Raw genomic sequence first — 15,940 nt, forward strand, 5'->3', positions numbered from 1 at the left:
GATCAGTGCTCCTCGGTGTCCTCGTGGGACAGGGCTCGGACGGTGCGGGACGGGCTGGGTCGGCCCAGGTGGGCGGCCATCCAGGTGCTCGTGGCGACGAGGCGGCCGAGGTCGATACCGGTGTCGATGCCGAGGCCCCGCAGCATCCACACGAGGTCTTCGGTGGCGAGGTTGCCCGTCGCCGACTTCGCGTACGGGCAGCCGCCCAGGCCGCCCGCGGAGGCGTCGATCGTCGTGACGCCCTGCTGGAGCGCCGCCAGGGTGTTGGCGAGGGCCTGGCCGTAGGTGTCGTGGAAGTGGACCGCGAGCGCGGCGGGCGGGATGCCCGCTTCGTCCAGAGCAGCGAGGAGTGCGACCACGTGGCCCGGCGTCGCCACGCCGATCGTGTCGCCCAGGCTCAGTTCGTCGCAGCCCATGTCCAGCAGGGCCCGGCAGACCCGCACCACCTGGGGGATCGGGACCGCGCCCTCCCATGGGTCGCCGAAGCACATGGAGAGGTAGCCGCGGACGTGGACCGCGTCGGCCTTGGCGCGGGCCACCACCGGCTCGAACATCGCCAGGGCCTCGTCCACCGTGCGGTTGAGGTTGGCCTTGGCGAAGGACTCCGTGGCGCTCGCGAAGACGGCCACCCGGCGGGCGCCCAGCGCCAGGGCGCGGTCCAGGCCCCTCTCGTTCGGGACGAGCACCGGGAGCGCCACCGGGAGGTCGCTGACGAGAGGGAACAACTGCTCCGCGTCCGCCAGTTGAGGGACCCACTTGGGGTGGACGAAGCTCGTCGCCTCGATCGTCGTCAGGCCGGCGTCGGCCAGGCGGCGGATGAAACCCGCCTTGACCTCCGTGGGGACCGTCGCCTTCTCGTTCTGCAGGCCGTCCCGGGCGCCGACCTCGTGGATGCGGACGCGGGTGGGGAGGTCCCTGCTCGGGACGGTCATCGGGAGCCCTGGGACTGTCATTCCGCCGCCTCCTCGTGCGATGCGATGACCGCCAGCACCTGGTCCATGGCGACCGTGGCGCCGGGTGCCACGTCCAGTTCGGTGACCTTTCCGGCGTGCGGTGCGGAGATGACGTGCTCCATCTTCATCGCCTCCACCACCAGCAGGCTCTGGCCGGCGCTCACCTCGTCGCCGACGGCGACCTTCACCACCGTCACCGTGCCGGGCATGGGCGCGGTGAGGGAATCGGCGCCCGCGTGCGCCGAGCGCGTCAGGGACGCGGCCACCGGGTCGTGGTCGCGCACGTGCCAGGCGTCGCCGTCGCGGCCGAGCCAGTCGGCGGCGCGGTGGAAGGTGTGCCGGACGCCGTCCAGGGTCAGCGTGACCCGGTCGCCGGTGACCGTGGCCGTGCCGCGCGGGGTGTACTCCAGGGGTTCCTGCACCCGCAGGGGGAAGGCCGGCCGCTTCGGCTCGCCGCCCAGACGCCAGCCGCTCGGGACCGAGAAGGGGTCCGTCCAGCCGCCCGGCTCCGGCTTCAGAGCCTCCAGCCGTACGGCAGCGGCCGCCTCGTACACCTCCTCGGGGACGTCCGTGGCGACCAGGTCGTCCACCTCGCGCTCGACCAGGCCCGTGTCCATGTCACCGGAGACCACCGCCGGGTGGGCGAGCAGGCGGCGCAGGAACCCGGCGTTCGTCTGCACGCCGAGCGTGACCGTCTCCGCCAGGGCCGCCCGGAGTTTGCGCAGGGCGGTCGCGCGGTCGGGGCCGTAGGCGATGACCTTGGAGAGCATCGGGTCGTAGAGGCTGCCGACCTCCGTGCCCTCGGTGAGGCCGGAGTCGGTGCGCACGCCGTCGCCCTGGGGCTCGCGCAGCCGCAGGATCGTGCCGCCGGAGGGGAGGAAACCGCGGGCCGGGTCCTCGGCGCAGATACGGGCCTCCACCGCGTGACCGGTCAGCCGTACGTCCTGCTGGGTGAAGCCGAGGGGCTCGCCCGCGGCGACCCGCAGCTGCCACTCGACCAGGTCCAGGCCCGTGATCAGCTCCGTGACCGGGTGCTCCACCTGGAGGCGGGTGTTCATCTCCATGAAGTAGTACGACGACGGGTCGCCGCCGGGGACGATGAACTCCACCGTGCCCGCGCCCCGGTAGCCGCAGGAGCGGGCCGCCTGGACCGCCGCCTCACCCATCGCGGAGCGGGTCTCCTCGTCGAGGAGCACGCTCGGCGCCTCCTCGATGATCTTCTGGTGGCGGCGCTGCAGGGAGCACTCGCGCTCGCCCAGGTGGACCACGTTGCCGTGGCCGTCCGCCAGGACCTGGATCTCGATGTGGCGGGGGCGGTCGATCCAGCGCTCCACCAGGAGCGTGTCGTCACCGAACGAGGCGCGGGCCTCGCGGCGGGCCGACGCGATCTCGTCCTCCAGCCGGGTGAGGTCCCGCACCAGGCGCATGCCCTTGCCGCCGCCGCCCGCACTGGGTTTGAGCAGCACGGGTGCGCCCAGCGCGCGGGCCGCCTCCTCCAGGTCCGGGTCGCGTCCGCCGGGCACCACCGGCACCCCGGCCTCCTGGACCGTCTCCTTGGCGCGGATCTTGTCGCCCATCAGGGCGATGGCGTCCGCCGGAGGGCCGATGAAGACCAGGCCGGCCTCGGCGCAGGCGCGCGCGAAGGCCGCGTTCTCCGCGAGGAAGCCGTAGCCCGGGTGGACGGCCTGCGCGCCCGTACGGGCCGCGGCCTCCAGCAGGCGCTCCACCGACAGGTAACTCTCGGAGGCGGGGGCCGGTCCGATCCGGACCGCCGTGTCCGCCTCGCGTACGTGCCGGGCGTCGGCGTCCGCGTCGGAGAAGACGGCCACCGAGCGCACGCCCATCGACCGCAGCGTCCGGATGACGCGTACGGCGATCTCGCCGCGGTTGGCCACCAGTACTGTCTCGAACATCGTCGTCCGTCCCCTCACATCCGGAAGACGCCGAACTGGGGGTCACCCAGGGGCGCGTTGGCGCACGCGGTCAGGGCCAGGCCCAGCACCTGACGGGTGTCCAGCGGGTCGATCACACCGTCGTCCCAGAGGCGGGCCGACGCGTAATAGGCGTTGCCCTGGCGCTCGTACTGGGCGCGGATCGGGGCCTTGAAGGCGTCCTCGTCCTCGGCCGGCCAGGACTCGCCGCGGGACTCGAGCTGGTCGCGCTTGACGGTCGCGAGGACCGAGGCGGCCTGCTCGCCGCCCATGACCGAGATCTTGGCGTTCGGCCACATCCACAGGAAGCGGGGGGAGTACGCCCTGCCGCACATGGAGTAGTTGCCCGCGCCGTACGAGCCGCCGACCACGACCGTCAGCTTCGGTACGCGCGTGCAGGCCACCGCCGTGACCATCTTGGCGCCGTGCTTGGCGATGCCGCCCGCCTCGTAGTCCTTGCCGACCATGAAGCCCGAGATGTTCTGCAGGAAGACCAGGGGGATGCCGCGCTGGTCGCACAGCTCGATGAAGTGCGCGCCTTTCTGGGCCGACTCGGAGAACAGGATGCCGTTGTTGGCGACGATGCCCACCGGATGGCCGTGGATCCGGGCGAAGCCCGTGACCAGGGTCTGGCCGAACTCGGACTTGAACTCGGCGAAACGGGAGCCGTCGACGACCCGGGCGATGATCTCGCGCACGTCGTACGGGGTGCGGGAGTCGACCGGGACCGCGCCGTAGAGGCCGTGCGGGTCGACCTTGGGTTCCGTCGCCTGCGTGACCTTCCAGGGGAGCGGTCCGCGGGTGGGGAGGGTGGACACGATGGTGCGGACGATGCGCAGGGCGTGCGCGTCGTTCTCCGCGAGGTGGTCCGTGACGCCCGAGACGCGGGAGTGGACCTCGCCGCCGCCGAGCTCCTCCGCCGTGACGACCTCGCCGGTGGCCGCCTTCACCAGGGGCGGGCCGCCCAGGAAGATCGTGCCCTGGTTGCGGACGATCACCGCCTCGTCGCTCATCGCCGGGACGTACGCCCCGCCGGCCGTGCACGAGCCGAGGACCGCGGCGATCTGCGGGATGCCGGCGCCGGACATGCGGGCCTGGTTGTAGAAGATCCGGCCGAAGTGGTCCCGGTCCGGGAAGACCTCGTCCTGCATGGGGAGGAAGGCTCCGCCGGAGTCCACCAGGTAGACGCAGGGGAGGCGGTTGTCGAGGGCGACCTCCTGGGCGCGGAGGTGCTTCTTGACCGTCATCGGGTAGTAGGTGCCGCCCTTGACCGTGGCGTCGTTGGCGATGACCACCGTCTCGCGGCCGCTGACCCGGCCGATGCCGGCGATGACGCCGGCGGCCGGGGCCTGCCCGTCGTACATCCCGTCGGCCGCGAGCGGGGCCAGCTCCAGGAACGGCGAGCCCGGGTCGAGGAGGGTGTCGACGCGGTCGCGGGGGAGCAGCTTGCCGCGCGCGGTGTGGCGCGCGCGGGCCTTCTCGCCGCCGCCCTGTGCGGCGGTGGCGAGCTTGGTGCGCAGCTCCTCGACGAGGGCGTGGTGCGCCTCCTCGTTGGCCCGAAAGGCCTCCGACGCGGGGTCTGCCGCGCTCGTGAGCTCCGGTGCCTCGTGCATCCTGCGGGTCCCCTCACCTTGTTAATGAGCGTTAACGCATTTCCTTCAGGTTAACGACCGCTAACCTCCCTGTCTAGAATTGTTTTCATGGCCACCAGAACCGACGCCCCCACCCGCCGTGAGCAGATCCTCAAGGAGGCCGCGCGGCTGTTCGCCGAGCGGGGCTTCCACGGGGTCGGAGTCGACGAGATAGGTGCCGCGGTCGGGATCAGCGGGCCCGGCCTGTACCGGCACTTCGCGGGCAAGGACGCGATGCTCGCGGAGCTGCTGGTGGGGATCAGCGGGCAGTTGCTGACGGGGGCGAAGCGGAGGGTGGCGGAGGCGGACGGGGGTGGGGCGGAGCTGGTGCTCGACTCGCTGATCGAGGGGCACATCGACTTCGCGCTCGACGATCGGCCTCTGATCACCCTGCACGACCGTGAGCTGGATCGCCTCCGGGACAGTGACCGGAAGATGGTGCGGCAGCTTCAGCGGCAGTACGTGGAGCTGTGGGTGGGGGTGGTGCGGGAGGTGTACCCGGGGATGGGGGAGCCGGCCGCTCGGTCCGCTGTGCACTCGGTGTTCGGGTTGCTGAACTCGACTCCGCACCTGGGGAGGGGCGGCGTGCTGCCGGGGCGGGGGGCTACGGCGGAGTTGCTGCATCGGATGGCCCGGGGGGCGTTTGCGGCGGCTGGGGACTGAGGGGCCGTTGCCGCGAGGCTCGCGCCCTCACCCGGGCTCTACCCCATTCCCCCCAAGGCGTGACGAGCGTCTCCCCGCCCCCACCCTGGACGATGCTTGATACTCGCCGGTATCTTTGACTGAGCAAGCGCTTAGACATGTGGAGTCCTGGAGGTGGCGGCGTGCGCCGTACGGTGTTCAACGAGGATCACGAGGCGTTCCGGGAGACCCTTCGCGCCTTCATCGAGGCCGAGGTCGTACCCGTGTACGACGAGTGGTTCGCGGCGGGCCAGGCGCCCCGCGACTTCTACTACAAGCTCGGTGAGCTGGGCATCTTCGGCATCAACGTGCCCGAGGAGTTCGGCGGCGCCGGTCTGGACAGCCACAAGTTCGAGGCCGTGCTGTACGAGGAGACCGCTCGTGCGGGCGTCGCGTTCGGCGGCTCCGGCGTGCACGTGCTGCTCGCCCTGCCCTACATCAAGATGCTCGCCACCGACGAGCAGAAGAAGCGGTTCCTGCCCAAGTTCGTCTCCGGCGAGGAGATGTGGGCCATCGCGATGACGGAGCCGGGCACCGGTTCCGACCTCGCGGGCATGAAGTCCACCGCCAAGCTGAGCGAGGACGGCACCCACTACGTCCTCAACGGCGCCAAGACCTTCATCACCGGCGGCGTCCACGCCGACCGCATGATCGTCTGCGCCCGCACCGCCGCCCCCACCGCCGAGGACCGCCGCCACGGCATCTCCCTCTTCGCCGTCGACACCAAGTCCGAGGGCTACTCCGTCGGCCGCAAGCTCGACAAGCTCGGCCTGAAGACCTCCGACACCGCCGAGCTGGCGTTCGTCGACGTCAAGGTGCCCGTCGAGGACCTGCTCGGCGAGGAGAACAAGGGCTTCTACTACCTCGGCCACAACCTGGCCTCCGAGCGCTGGGGCATCGCCTTCGGTGCCTACGCCCAGGCCAAGGCCGCCGTGCGGTTCGCCAAGCAGTACGTCCAGGACCGCACCGTCTTCGGCAAGCCGGTCGCGTCCTTCCAGAACACCAAGTTCGAGCTGGCCGCCTGCCAGGCCGAGGTGGACGCCGCCGAGGCCGTCGCCGACCGCGCCACCGAGGCCCTCGACGCAGGCGAGCTGACCCCCGCCGAGGCCGCTTCCGCGAAGCTGTTCTGCACCGAGGTCGCCCACCGCGTCATCGACCGCTGCCTCCAGTTGCACGGCGGCTACGGCTTCATGAACGAGTACCCCATCGCCCGCCTGTACGCGGACAACCGCGTCAACCGCATCTACGGCGGCACGAGCGAGATCATGAAGTCGATCATCGCCAAGAACATGGGCCTGTAAGGTCCCCGCAACCACGGGCCTATACAACTGACTTCATGAGCCAGGCACTCCAGGATCTCCTCGATCTGCTCGATCTGGAGCCGATCGAGGAGAACATCTTCCGCGGCCAGTCCCGGTCCGCCGTGGTCCCCCGGGTCTTCGGCGGCCAGGTCGCGGCCCAGGCGCTGGTCGCCGCCGGGCGTACCGTCCCGGCGGACCGGCCGCCCCACTCGCTCCACGCGTACTTCCTGCGCATGGGGGATCCCGGCGCGCCCATCGTCTACGACGTCGAGCGCATCCGTGACGGCCGCTCCTTCACCACCCGCCGCGTGGTCGCGGTCCAGCACGGCCGGCCGATCTTCTCGCTGTCCGCGTCCTTCCAGGAGCACGAGGAGGGCATGGACCACCAGGCGCCCATGCCGCCCGCCCCGGACCCGGCGGCCCTGCCCACCTCGCAGGACCGGTTCCGCGGCTACGACCACCTCGATCCCAGGGTCGTCGAGCACTTCCTCGCCGCCCGTGAGGCCATCGACCTGCGCTACGTCGAGGAACCTCCCTACGGGCAGTACGGGGAGCCGCGCGAGCCGCACTCCCAGGTGTGGTTCCGCACCAACGGCAAGCTCGACGGGCCCGTCGACAGCGCCCTGCTGCACATCGTCCTCGCCACCTACGTCTCCGACATGACGCTGCTCGACTCCGTGCTGCTCGCGCACGGGCGCGGCGGCTGGGCCGTCGGGGACGTCGTGGGGGCCTCGCTGGACCACGCGATGTGGTTCCACCGGCCGTTCCGGGCCGATGAATGGCTGCTGTACGACCAGGAGTCGCCCTCGGCGTCCGGCGGCCGCGGCCTCGGCCAGGCCCGCATCTACACCCAGGACGGCCGGCTCGCCGTGTCGGTCATCCAGGAGGGCGTCGTGCGCGTTCCTCGCTGATGCGGTGCGCGTTGCCCATGGGTGGTGCCGTGGCTCCGCTGGTTCGGTGCGCGTTGCCCATGGGTTGTGCCGTGGGCCGCTGGTTCGGTGCGTGTTCCTCGCTGAGACGTGCCGTGGCCCGCTGAGTCGCTGCGCGTGCCCCGCCGGGTCGTGCCGTGGGCCCGCTGAGCCCTGCGCGTCCCCGCTGACAGGAAATGCGTCACGGCCGGCCCACGTTCCCCGTATCGACCTGGGGGTGGGGACGGAGCCTGGCGGGCCTGGGCCTGACCACCGAGCAGGAACGCCTGTATAGCTCCTTGTTGAGTGGGTGGGCGCCGGCCCGCCGCGCGGACTTCGCCTGGGGCCTGCCCGGGGGTGCCGGGCCGCCCGGCGGTCAGTCCAGCCCGGCCGCCGCCAGCAGGTACGCCGTCATCGGGTCGTAGTGGCGAGGGCTGACCACGTGGTCGTCGAGGGGGACCGTCACCTGCACGGTGCCCTCGGCCTCGGCGATGAAGAGGGCCGGGTCGTTGCAGTCGGCGTAGCCGACGGAGTCCACGCCGTGCTGTCCCGCGTACCCCGCCCAGCCGTGGTCGGCGACGACCAGGTCGGGCAGCGGGCGGCCCGCGCGCTCCAGGCCCTTCAGGATCGCCTTCATCGGTTCGCCCGAGTGGGTGTGCCACAGCGTCGCGCCGTGCTCGAGCACCGCCACGTCGGCAAACTGCATGACGTAGCCCTCCTCGGTCGTCAGCCCGTCGGGGATGACGACGATCTCGCAGCCGGCGGCACGCAGCGCGGACGCGGTGGCGCGGTGCACGTCGAGGAGGCCGCCGGGGTGGCCGGTGGCGAAGAGGACGCGCTGCTGCCCGTCCGCGGCCTTGCGCAGCCGCGCGGCCATCCGCTCCAGGCCGTCGACGGTCAGCTCCGGGTCGATGGTGTCCTGGCCGTACCGGTACTCGGGGTCGTCGTTCACACCGACCCGCTCCGCCATCACCGCGAGGACGTCCTGCTCGTCGTTCCACCGGTCGCCGAGTTCCAGCCCGAGCCAGTAGTGGCGGTCGCTGTTCGCCAGCTTGCGGTAGTGGGAGAGGTTGTTCTCGCGGGGGGTGGCGACGTCGCCCGCGATGCGCGTCCTGACGAGGTGTTCGACGAGTTCGGCGCGGCTGGGTGTCCCGGATATCGGCATGCCCCCCATTGTGAGGCAGCCGACCGGGGGCGTCCCTGGCGTATCGAGCGCTGGGACGTGCGTCACGTACTCAGCGGGACTCCGCTCACCTACTCAGGCGTGCCGGACCCGCGCAGAGGTGCGGCACCTTTGCGGACGTACGCCGGCCGCTCACACGTGCCGCAGCGCGAACCAGAGTTCCATCCGGACGTCCGGGTCGTCGAGGTCCGTCTCCAGCAGGGTCGCGCAGCGGGCGACGCGCTGCCGCACGGTGTTGCGGTGCACCGACAGCGCGACGGCCGTGCGGTCCCAGCTGCCGTGCAGGGACAGCCAGGTGCGCAGGGTCTCGGTGAGCGCGGGGTGGGCCGTGACGGGCGCGAGGAGGGCGCGGGCGTGGGCCTCCGCCTCCCCGGGCGGTACCAGGCCGGAGAGGGCCGGGCGCGCGCTGTGCCGCAGCAGCGGGGAGCGGGTGGCGCGGGCCCGGGCCAGGGCGCGGGCGGCCTGGGTGTCGGCGGCGGGCCAGTCGTGCGGGGCGACCGCGGCGCTGACGCCCAGGGTCCAGCCGGGCAGCGGGGCCGGTGCGCGGCCGGCCGGGACCAGGACGCGGACGACGTCGCCCGCCGGGTCGACCAGGGCGGACCCGAGCGCGGCGCCCAGCGCGGAGGCCGCGACGGGGTCGGGGGCGCCGTCGCCGTCCGGCCGGGCGTGCACGACGGTCCACGGTCCCTCGCCGAGCAGCGTCGCGACCTCCTCGGGCGGCGCGCCCAGCAGCAGCCGCACCAGAGCGGAGGACCGGGCGGCTCCGGTGCCGCTCTGCTGCTCGCCGGTGAGCAGCGACAGCAGTACGGCCGCGACGGAGGCGACGGTGTGATCACCGGAGGCCCGCTGCGGGGCGGCGGCGCCGAGCACGAAGCCGTGTCCGGCGCCCAGGCTGTAGGCGGCGAGGTGGGCACCGGCGGCGGAGTCGGTGGCGGAGGCGGGGGAGGCGGGGCGCTCGCCCGGGCCGTCGGCCGGGCGTACCACCTGCGCCAGCCGCACCAGCGCCGCACGCACCTCGTCCCCGGGCTCCCGGCCCGCGCCCGCGATCTCCGCGCCCTCGGGCCCGTACAGCACCGCCCACCCGCCCAGCCGCTGCGCCAGCTGCCGGAGCACCGACGGGACCGGGTCGGGGCGGGACGCGGCGGCGGCGAGACCCTGCTGGGCCTCGGTCACACGGCGCAGTTCGGCGAGGCGGGCCTGGGCCATGAGCTGCCAGACCGCGCGGGCCACCCCCGAGAAGGTGGTCCGGCGCGGTACCTCCAGCAGCGGCAGCCCGTGCGCCGCGCAGGCCGCGACCAGACCGCCGGGCACCGTGTCGTGCACCGGCGCCACCCCGAAGCCCAGGGCCGCGCCGCCCGCCGCGACGATCCGGGAGACGTAGCCGTCGAAGTACGCAGTCCCCGTGTGCGGGGTGCCCGAGCCCGCCGGGTGCGTGGTGTCCGGGCCCGCAGTCTCCGGGATGTGCACTCCCGCCGAGAGCAGCAGTTCCCCGCCCAGGAGATAGGGATACGGGTCCGCCATCTCGGAGGTGTGCACCCAGTGGATGACGACGTCCTCGGCGGGCGGCCCCGCGATCTGCCGCAGCGCCAGGTCCTCACGGGCCAGCAGCGCGGTCAGCGGTACGGGCGGGGTGGGCGGGACCGCCGGCTCCGGCATGGTGTGCGTTCCCTCCGTCCGGGGCGCCTCGAATGGATGAAACGTACACTTCGCAGCCGCTTTCCGGCCACCTAAGGTCGGTCCTCGTCACCCGCCGGCGACACCGATCGAAGGAGGCCCCGTGGCCGTCGACTACATCGTCATCGTCGTGTACCTGGCCGGCATGCTGGCCATGGGCTGGTGGGGCATGCGCCGCGCCCGCTCCAAGAGCGAGTTCCTCGTGGCCGGCCGCCGCCTCGGCCCGTCCCTGTACTCCGGCACCATGGCGGCGATCGTCCTCGGCGGCGCCTCCACCATCGGCGGTGTCGGACTGGGCTACCAGTACGGCCTGTCCGGCGCCTGGATGGTGTTCACCATCGGCCTCGGACTGCTCGCCCTGTCCGTCTTCTTCTCCGCCCGGATCGCCCGGCTGAAGGTCTACACGGTCTCCGAGATGCTCGACCTGCGGTACGGCGGTGGCCGTGCCGGGATCATCTCCGGCGTCGTCATGTGGGCGTACACGCTGATGCTGGCCGTGACCTCGACCATCGCCTACGCCACGATCTTCGACGTCCTGTTCGACATGCCCCGCACGGTCGCGATCGTCCTCGGCGGCTCGATCGTCGTCGCGTACTCCACCCTCGGCGGCATGTGGTCGATCACCCTGACCGACATGGTGCAGTTCGTCGTGAAGACCGTCGGCGTGCTGCTCCTGCTGCTGCCCATCGCCGTGGTGAAGGCCGGCGGGTTCGCCGAGATGAAGGCGCAGCTGCCCACCGAGTACTTCGACCCGCTCGGCATCGGCGGCGAGACGATCTTCACCTACGTGCTGATCTACACCTTCGGCATGCTCATCGGGCAGGACATCTGGCAGCGCGTCTTCACCGCGCGCAGCGACCGGACCGCCAAGTGGGGCGGGACCGTCGCAGGCACCTACTGCCTCGCCTACGCCCTCGCGGGTGCCGTCATCGGCACGGCGGCCAAGGTGCTGTACCCGAAGCTGGGCAGCCCGGACGACGCCTTCGCGACCATCGTGAAGGACGAACTGCCCGTCGGGGTACGCGGTCTCGTGCTGGCCGCCGCCCTCGCCGCCGTGATGTCGACGTCCTCCGGAGCGCTGATCGCCTGCGCCACCGTCGCCAACAACGACATCTGGTCCCGGCTGCGGGGGAACTCCCCCGCAGGAGAACGCGACGAGGTGAAGGGCAACCGGGCCTTAATCCTGCTCATGGGCCTCGCGGTGATCGCCACGGCCATCGCCATCGACAACGTCGTGGAGGCCCTGACCGTCGCCTACAACCTCCTCGTCGGCGGGCTGCTGGTGCCCATCCTCGGCGGCCTGGTGTGGAAGCGCGGGACGGTGTACGGGGCTCTCGCCTCCGTGGTGGCCGGCGGACTGGCGGTCGTCGTGCTGATGGCGACGTACGGCATCCTCGCCAACGAGCCGGTCTACTACGGCCTGCTCGCCTCCCTCGCCGCCTACCTGGCCGTCTCCCTGGTCACCCCGGCCACCGACACCGCCGTCCTCGCCGCCTGGCGCGAGCGCCTCGCCGGGCGGTCTCCCGAACTCGCGTCCGAACCGGTCGCGGCTTCCCAGTAGAGTCGTAGTACAAGCAGCGCATAGCAGTGCATACGCGATGAAGTGTAGGAAAGAAGGCATTTCTCCATGAGCAGCAACGAGACTCCGCGCGGGCCCGTCGACTCCTCCCGTGTCCCGCGGTACGCCGGTCCCGCGACCTTCGCCCGGCTGCCCCGGCTGGACGAGGTCGGCCGGGCCGATGTCGCGGTCGTGGGCGTGCCGTTCGACTCGGGCGTCTCGTACCGGCCGGGCGCCCGCTTCGGCGGAAACGCCATCCGTGAGGCGTCCCGGCTGCTGCGCCCCTACAACCCGGCGCAGGACGCCTCCCCCTTCGCCCTCGCCCAGGTCGCGGACGGCGGCGACATCGCCGTGAACCCGTTCAACATCAACGAGGCCGTCGAGACCGTCGAGGCCGCCGCGGACGACCTGCTCGGCACGGGCGCCCGCCTGATGACCCTCGGCGGCGACCACACCATCGCGCTGCCCCTGCTGCGCTCGGTCGCGAAGAAGCACGGCCCGGTCGCCCTGCTGCACTTCGACGCCCACCTCGACACCTGGGACACCTACTTCGGCGCCGAGTACACGCACGGCACCCCGTTCCGCCGCGCGGTCGAGGAGGGCATCCTCGACACCGAGGCGCTGTCCCACGTCGGCACCCGCGGCCCGCTCTACGGCAAGCAGGACCTCACCGACGACGAGAAGATGGGCTTCGGCATCGTCACCTCGGCCGACGTCTACCGGCGCGGCGCCGACGAGGTCGCCGACCAGCTGCGTCAGCGCATCGGCGACCGGCCGCTGTACATCTCCATCGACATCGACTGCCTGGACCCGGCCCACGCCCCCGGCACCGGCACCCCCGAGGCCGGCGGCATGACCTCGCGCGAACTGCTGGAGATCCTGCGCGGCCTGGCATCCTGCAACCTGGTGTCGGCCGACGTCGTCGAGGTGGCCCCCGCGTACGACCACGCGGAGATCACGTCGGTGGCGGCCTCCCACACCGCCTACGAACTGACCACGATCATGTCGCGCCAGATCGCCGCGGCCCGGAAGGACTCGGAAGCGAAGTGACCCACGACCACGACCTGGTGCTCCGCCCCACGCCCGCCCAGACGGAGGCCGCCCTCAACCCTCCTCCCGGCCGCACCGGCGGAGACCTGGTCGTGGAGACGCTGGCCGGGCTCGGCGCCACCACCGTCTTCGGACTGCCCGGCCAGCACGCGCTCGGCATGTTCGACGCGCTGCGCCGCTCGGACCTGCGGTACATCGGCCTGCGGGTGGAGAACAACGCCGGGTTCGCGGCGGACGCCTACGGCCGGATCACCGGCGAGGCCGCGCCGCTGCTGCTGTCGACCGGGCCGGGCGCGCTGACGTCCCTCGCCGCGCTCCAGGAGGCGGCCGCCGCCTCGGCGCCCGTGCTGGCGATCAGCAGCCAGGTCCCGACGGCCGGCCTCGGCGGCGGCCGCCACGGCTATCTGCACGAACTCCCGGACCAGGCCGCCTCGTTCCGGGGTGTGGTGAAGTCCGTCCACACCGTCCGCGCCCCGTCGCAGATCCCCTCCGCGATCGAGGCGGCCTGGACGTCGGCGCTGTCCGCCCCGCACGGGCCGGTGTGGGTGGAGATCCCGCAGGACGTGCTCCTCGCGCAGACGTCGATCCCGGTCGTCACCGGCGGCGATGCCTTCCCCGAGGAGCTGCCGCCGCGCCCCGAACTGACCGCCGTGGCCGCCGATCTGCTGTCGAGGGCCGCCCGTCCGGCGATCATCGCGGGCGGGGGAGTGGTCCGGGCGGACGCCTCGGGCAAGCTGAAGCAGCTGGCGGAGCGGCTGCAGGCGCCGGTCGTCACCACCCCCGGCGGCAAGGGCGCCTTCCCCTGGAAGCACCCCCTGTCGCTCCAGTCCTGGATCGAGGACCGGCACACCACGGACTTCCTGGAGGGCGCCGACGTCCTCCTGGTGGTCGGCTCGGGACTCGGCGAACTCTCCTCGAACTACCACACGTTCAAGCCGCGCGGCCGGGTCGTCCAGATCGAGGCGGACCTCGGCAAACTGGAGTCCAACCACCCGGCGCTCGGCATCCACGCGGACGCCCGCCTCGCGTTGCAGGCACTGCTGGAGACGGTGTCCGAACGACAGGACCCGGGAGCACCGGAGCGCGTACGGGAGGTGCTCGCCAAGGTCGGCGAGCGCATCGCCGCCCAGGAACTCACCCTGGAACAGGACGTCCTGGCGTCGGTCCGCAGGGCACTGCCCGCGAGCTCCCCGTCCTTCTGGGACATGACGATCCTCGCGTACTGGGCCTGGTCGGCCTTCGACGCCCAGGGCCCCAATCACATGCACTCCGCGCAGGGCGCGGGCGGCCTCGGCTACGCCTTCCCGGCGGCACTCGGCGCGGCGGCGGCCGACCCGACCCGCCCGGTCCTCGCCGTCTCCGGCGACGGCGGGGCCCTGTACTCCATCGCGGAGCTGGCCACGGCCCGCCAGTACGACCTAGACGTCACGTGGCTGATCGTCGACGACGGCGGCTACGGCATCCTCCGCGAGTACATGACCGACGCGTTCGGCGAGGCGACCGCGACGGAACTGACCCGGCCCGACTACGTGGCCCTCGCGGAGTCCTTCGGCGTCCCCGGGGTGCGGACGACCCCGGAGAACCTGGAGCAGGACCTCGCCAAGGCGCTGGGGACGCCTGGGCCCTCGGTGGTCCTGCTCCCGGCCGTGCTGCGGATGTTCGCGCCCACGCACCTGGGCTGAGCGCGGTCCCGGCGGCGGACTACAGGCCGTCGCGGACCATCGCGGCGACGATGTGGACATGGCGGTCGGCCGCCGTGCCCGACCACTCGCTGTCGTAGTTCAGGCCGTAGGGCCAGAAGTGGCCGCCGCCGGTGGAGATCTTGGCGCCCGAGCCGTCGTACTGCTTGACGAGCGCGGTCGCCTGGCCGCCGGTCCAGGTGCCGCTGCCGCCGAGGCGCGACCAGCCCGAGCCGGTCCCGACGCCGATGGTGTGGGCGATCTCGTGCAGGGCCGTCCGCTCGTTCATGTAGCTGCGGTTGCTGCCGAAGCGGATCGTCCCGTTGATGTTGCCGTCGGCGGTGGGGACGCCCGGTTCGTAGCGCACGGTCAGGGTCTTGCCCAGGTCGCTGAGGTTGTTGTAGCGGGCCACCGCCGCGTTCATGGCCTTGGTGATCAGGTCGTAGGCCGAGCGCTGGTCCGCGGTGGGGTTGCTCGCGCGGACGAGGGACCAGGTGATGGCCGCCGCCGCGCGTTCCCGGGCGGGGGCGGGCGGGGCCTGCGGGGTCGCGGCCTGCGCGGCGACGCCGGGGGCGGTCAGCAGGGCCGCGGTGAGGGCGGCCACCAGTGCCTTGCGTGGACTCATGTGCGGATCCTCCAGTGGGGGTGGTCGTCACGACGTGCGAAACCTCGTACGACGTTCGGGATCTCGGATAGGCGACGCCACTGACCACACAAAACCCTTGTAGGGCACGGCAGTTGGCGCGCTGCCGACCGCAAGTATCCCGGCGGGGAAGACGGCGTCAAGAGTTCCGGCAGGGGTCAGTGGAACCAGAAGAGCACCGTGTCGGGGTTCGTCCCGGCCTGCCGCGCGCTCCCTCCCGCCCGGGCCTCGGCACGCAGGGCGTCGGCCAACCGGCGGGCCGGGCCGCGGAACTGGGGATCGAGCCGGACGAGCACGCGCGCGTAGGCGTCGGCCAGGGCGGCGGCCCGCCCGGCCGGCAGTGTGCCGATCGCGGGCACCGCGTCGCCGGGATGGGGCAGCCGCAGCGGCGGGCCGCTGAACAGGAAGGTGCCCGGGAGCAGGTCGGACGGCACGCCGTGCCGGGCCAGTTCGTCGTCCATGGCGCGGAACCACGACGGCCGGCGCCACGCGCCGAGGTCCGTGGGGTCGGAGAAGTGCGCCGCGACGGCCTGGTAGAAGGCGTAGCTGTACGCGGGGCAGGGGTCGGTGCTCGGAGTGCCGTCGATCAGCTCGTCCAGGGCCTGGCTGATGGAGACGGCGAGGTCGATGCCCTGCTCCCGGAAGCGGGCGTCGGTCCGCTCGCACTCCGTGCGCACCCGGGCGAGCGTGCGCTCCTGCTGCTCGGTCCGCTCCACCGCCGTGAGCAGCCGTACCACCGTTCTCATGT

At 72.3% G+C, this 15,940-nt stretch carries 13 protein-coding genes; 6 read left to right on the forward strand and 7 right to left on the reverse strand.

What is annotated here, in order from left to right; genetic code table 11:
- Window positions 1–2 precede the first annotated feature (2 nt).
- From AB0937_RS02390 to AB0937_RS02400, 3 genes are read right to left on the reverse strand one after another with little or no spacing between them, the layout of a single operon-like run.
- Window positions 3–953 carry a hydroxymethylglutaryl-CoA lyase gene (locus AB0937_RS02390; protein ID WP_366709070.1) on the reverse strand — a complete coding sequence of 317 codons (951 nt, stop codon included), beginning with the start codon at window positions 951–953 and terminating at the stop codon, window positions 3–5.
- Window positions 950–2,866, reverse strand: coding sequence for an acetyl/propionyl/methylcrotonyl-CoA carboxylase subunit alpha (locus AB0937_RS02395; protein WP_366709071.1), 1,917 nt, complete (start codon window positions 2,864–2,866; stop codon window positions 950–952). Before AB0937_RS02395 ends, AB0937_RS02390 begins: the two co-directional genes overlap by 4 nt.
- 14 nt (window positions 2,867–2,880) lie before the next feature.
- The gene (locus tag AB0937_RS02400) at window positions 2,881–4,497 is read right to left on the reverse strand and encodes a carboxyl transferase domain-containing protein (RefSeq protein WP_366709072.1); all 1,617 of its coding nucleotides are present in this window, start codon (window positions 4,495–4,497) and stop codon (window positions 2,881–2,883) included.
- An 87-nt stretch (window positions 4,498–4,584) separates the two neighbouring features.
- Between AB0937_RS02400 and AB0937_RS02405 the strand changes: the two genes are divergently transcribed.
- The 3 genes from AB0937_RS02405 (at window position 4,585) to AB0937_RS02415 (ending at window position 7,408) form a co-directional block, all read left to right on the forward strand.
- Window positions 4,585–5,178, forward strand: a complete 594-nt coding sequence (locus AB0937_RS02405; protein ID WP_366709073.1) for a TetR/AcrR family transcriptional regulator — start codon at window positions 4,585–4,587, stop codon at window positions 5,176–5,178.
- A 161-nt stretch (window positions 5,179–5,339) separates the two neighbouring features.
- On the forward strand, window positions 5,340–6,497 hold the full coding sequence (locus AB0937_RS02410) for an acyl-CoA dehydrogenase family protein (RefSeq protein WP_366709074.1): 1,158 nt from the start codon (window positions 5,340–5,342) through the stop codon (window positions 6,495–6,497).
- 35 nt (window positions 6,498–6,532) lie between these two features.
- Window positions 6,533–7,408, forward strand: coding sequence for an acyl-CoA thioesterase II (locus AB0937_RS02415; protein WP_366709075.1), 876 nt, complete (start codon window positions 6,533–6,535; stop codon window positions 7,406–7,408).
- Window positions 7,409–7,781: 373 nt separating this feature from the next.
- Here AB0937_RS02415 and AB0937_RS02420 read toward each other — a convergent pair whose 3' ends face one another.
- Both AB0937_RS02420 and AB0937_RS02425 read right to left on the reverse strand, forming a co-directional pair.
- The gene (locus AB0937_RS02420; RefSeq protein WP_366709076.1) at window positions 7,782–8,570 is read right to left on the reverse strand and encodes a phosphatase; all 789 of its coding nucleotides are present in this window, start codon (window positions 8,568–8,570) and stop codon (window positions 7,782–7,784) included.
- Between the two features lie 150 nt (window positions 8,571–8,720).
- The gene (locus AB0937_RS02425; RefSeq protein ID WP_366709077.1) at window positions 8,721–10,244 is read right to left on the reverse strand and encodes a helix-turn-helix domain-containing protein; all 1,524 of its coding nucleotides are present in this window, start codon (window positions 10,242–10,244) and stop codon (window positions 8,721–8,723) included.
- Between the two features lie 121 nt (window positions 10,245–10,365).
- On the opposite strand from AB0937_RS02425, the gene AB0937_RS02430 reads away from it, so the two are divergent.
- From AB0937_RS02430 to AB0937_RS02440, 3 genes are all read left to right on the forward strand, one after another.
- Window positions 10,366–11,823, forward strand: coding sequence for a sodium:solute symporter (locus tag AB0937_RS02430; RefSeq protein WP_366709078.1), 1,458 nt, complete (start codon window positions 10,366–10,368; stop codon window positions 11,821–11,823).
- 66 nt (window positions 11,824–11,889) lie between these two features.
- Complete coding sequence (gene speB / locus AB0937_RS02435) at window positions 11,890–12,870, forward strand: agmatinase (RefSeq protein WP_053674033.1); 981 nt, start codon at window positions 11,890–11,892, stop codon at window positions 12,868–12,870.
- A complete protein-coding gene (locus AB0937_RS02440; RefSeq protein WP_366709079.1) occupies window positions 12,867–14,552 on the forward strand; it encodes a thiamine pyrophosphate-binding protein in 1,686 nt (561 codons plus the stop codon). The genes speB and AB0937_RS02440 overlap by 4 nt, the downstream gene beginning before the upstream one ends.
- A 19-nt stretch (window positions 14,553–14,571) precedes the next feature.
- On the opposite strand, the gene AB0937_RS02445 is transcribed toward AB0937_RS02440, so the two are convergent.
- Together AB0937_RS02445 and AB0937_RS02450 are read right to left on the reverse strand one after the other, a co-directional pair.
- Window positions 14,572–15,174, reverse strand: a complete 603-nt coding sequence (locus AB0937_RS02445) for a hypothetical protein (RefSeq protein WP_366709080.1) — start codon at window positions 15,172–15,174, stop codon at window positions 14,572–14,574.
- A gap of 176 nt (window positions 15,175–15,350) precedes the next feature.
- Window positions 15,351–15,938 (reverse strand): hypothetical protein, encoded by a 588-nt coding sequence (locus AB0937_RS02450; RefSeq protein WP_366709081.1) that lies wholly within the window; start codon window positions 15,936–15,938, stop codon window positions 15,351–15,353.
- Between the last annotated feature and the right edge of the window lie 2 nt (window positions 15,939–15,940).

Source organism: Streptomyces sp. NPDC047880 (genome assembly GCF_040706515.1).
In the GTDB taxonomy this organism is placed as follows: domain Bacteria; phylum Actinomycetota; class Actinomycetes; order Streptomycetales; family Streptomycetaceae; genus Streptomyces.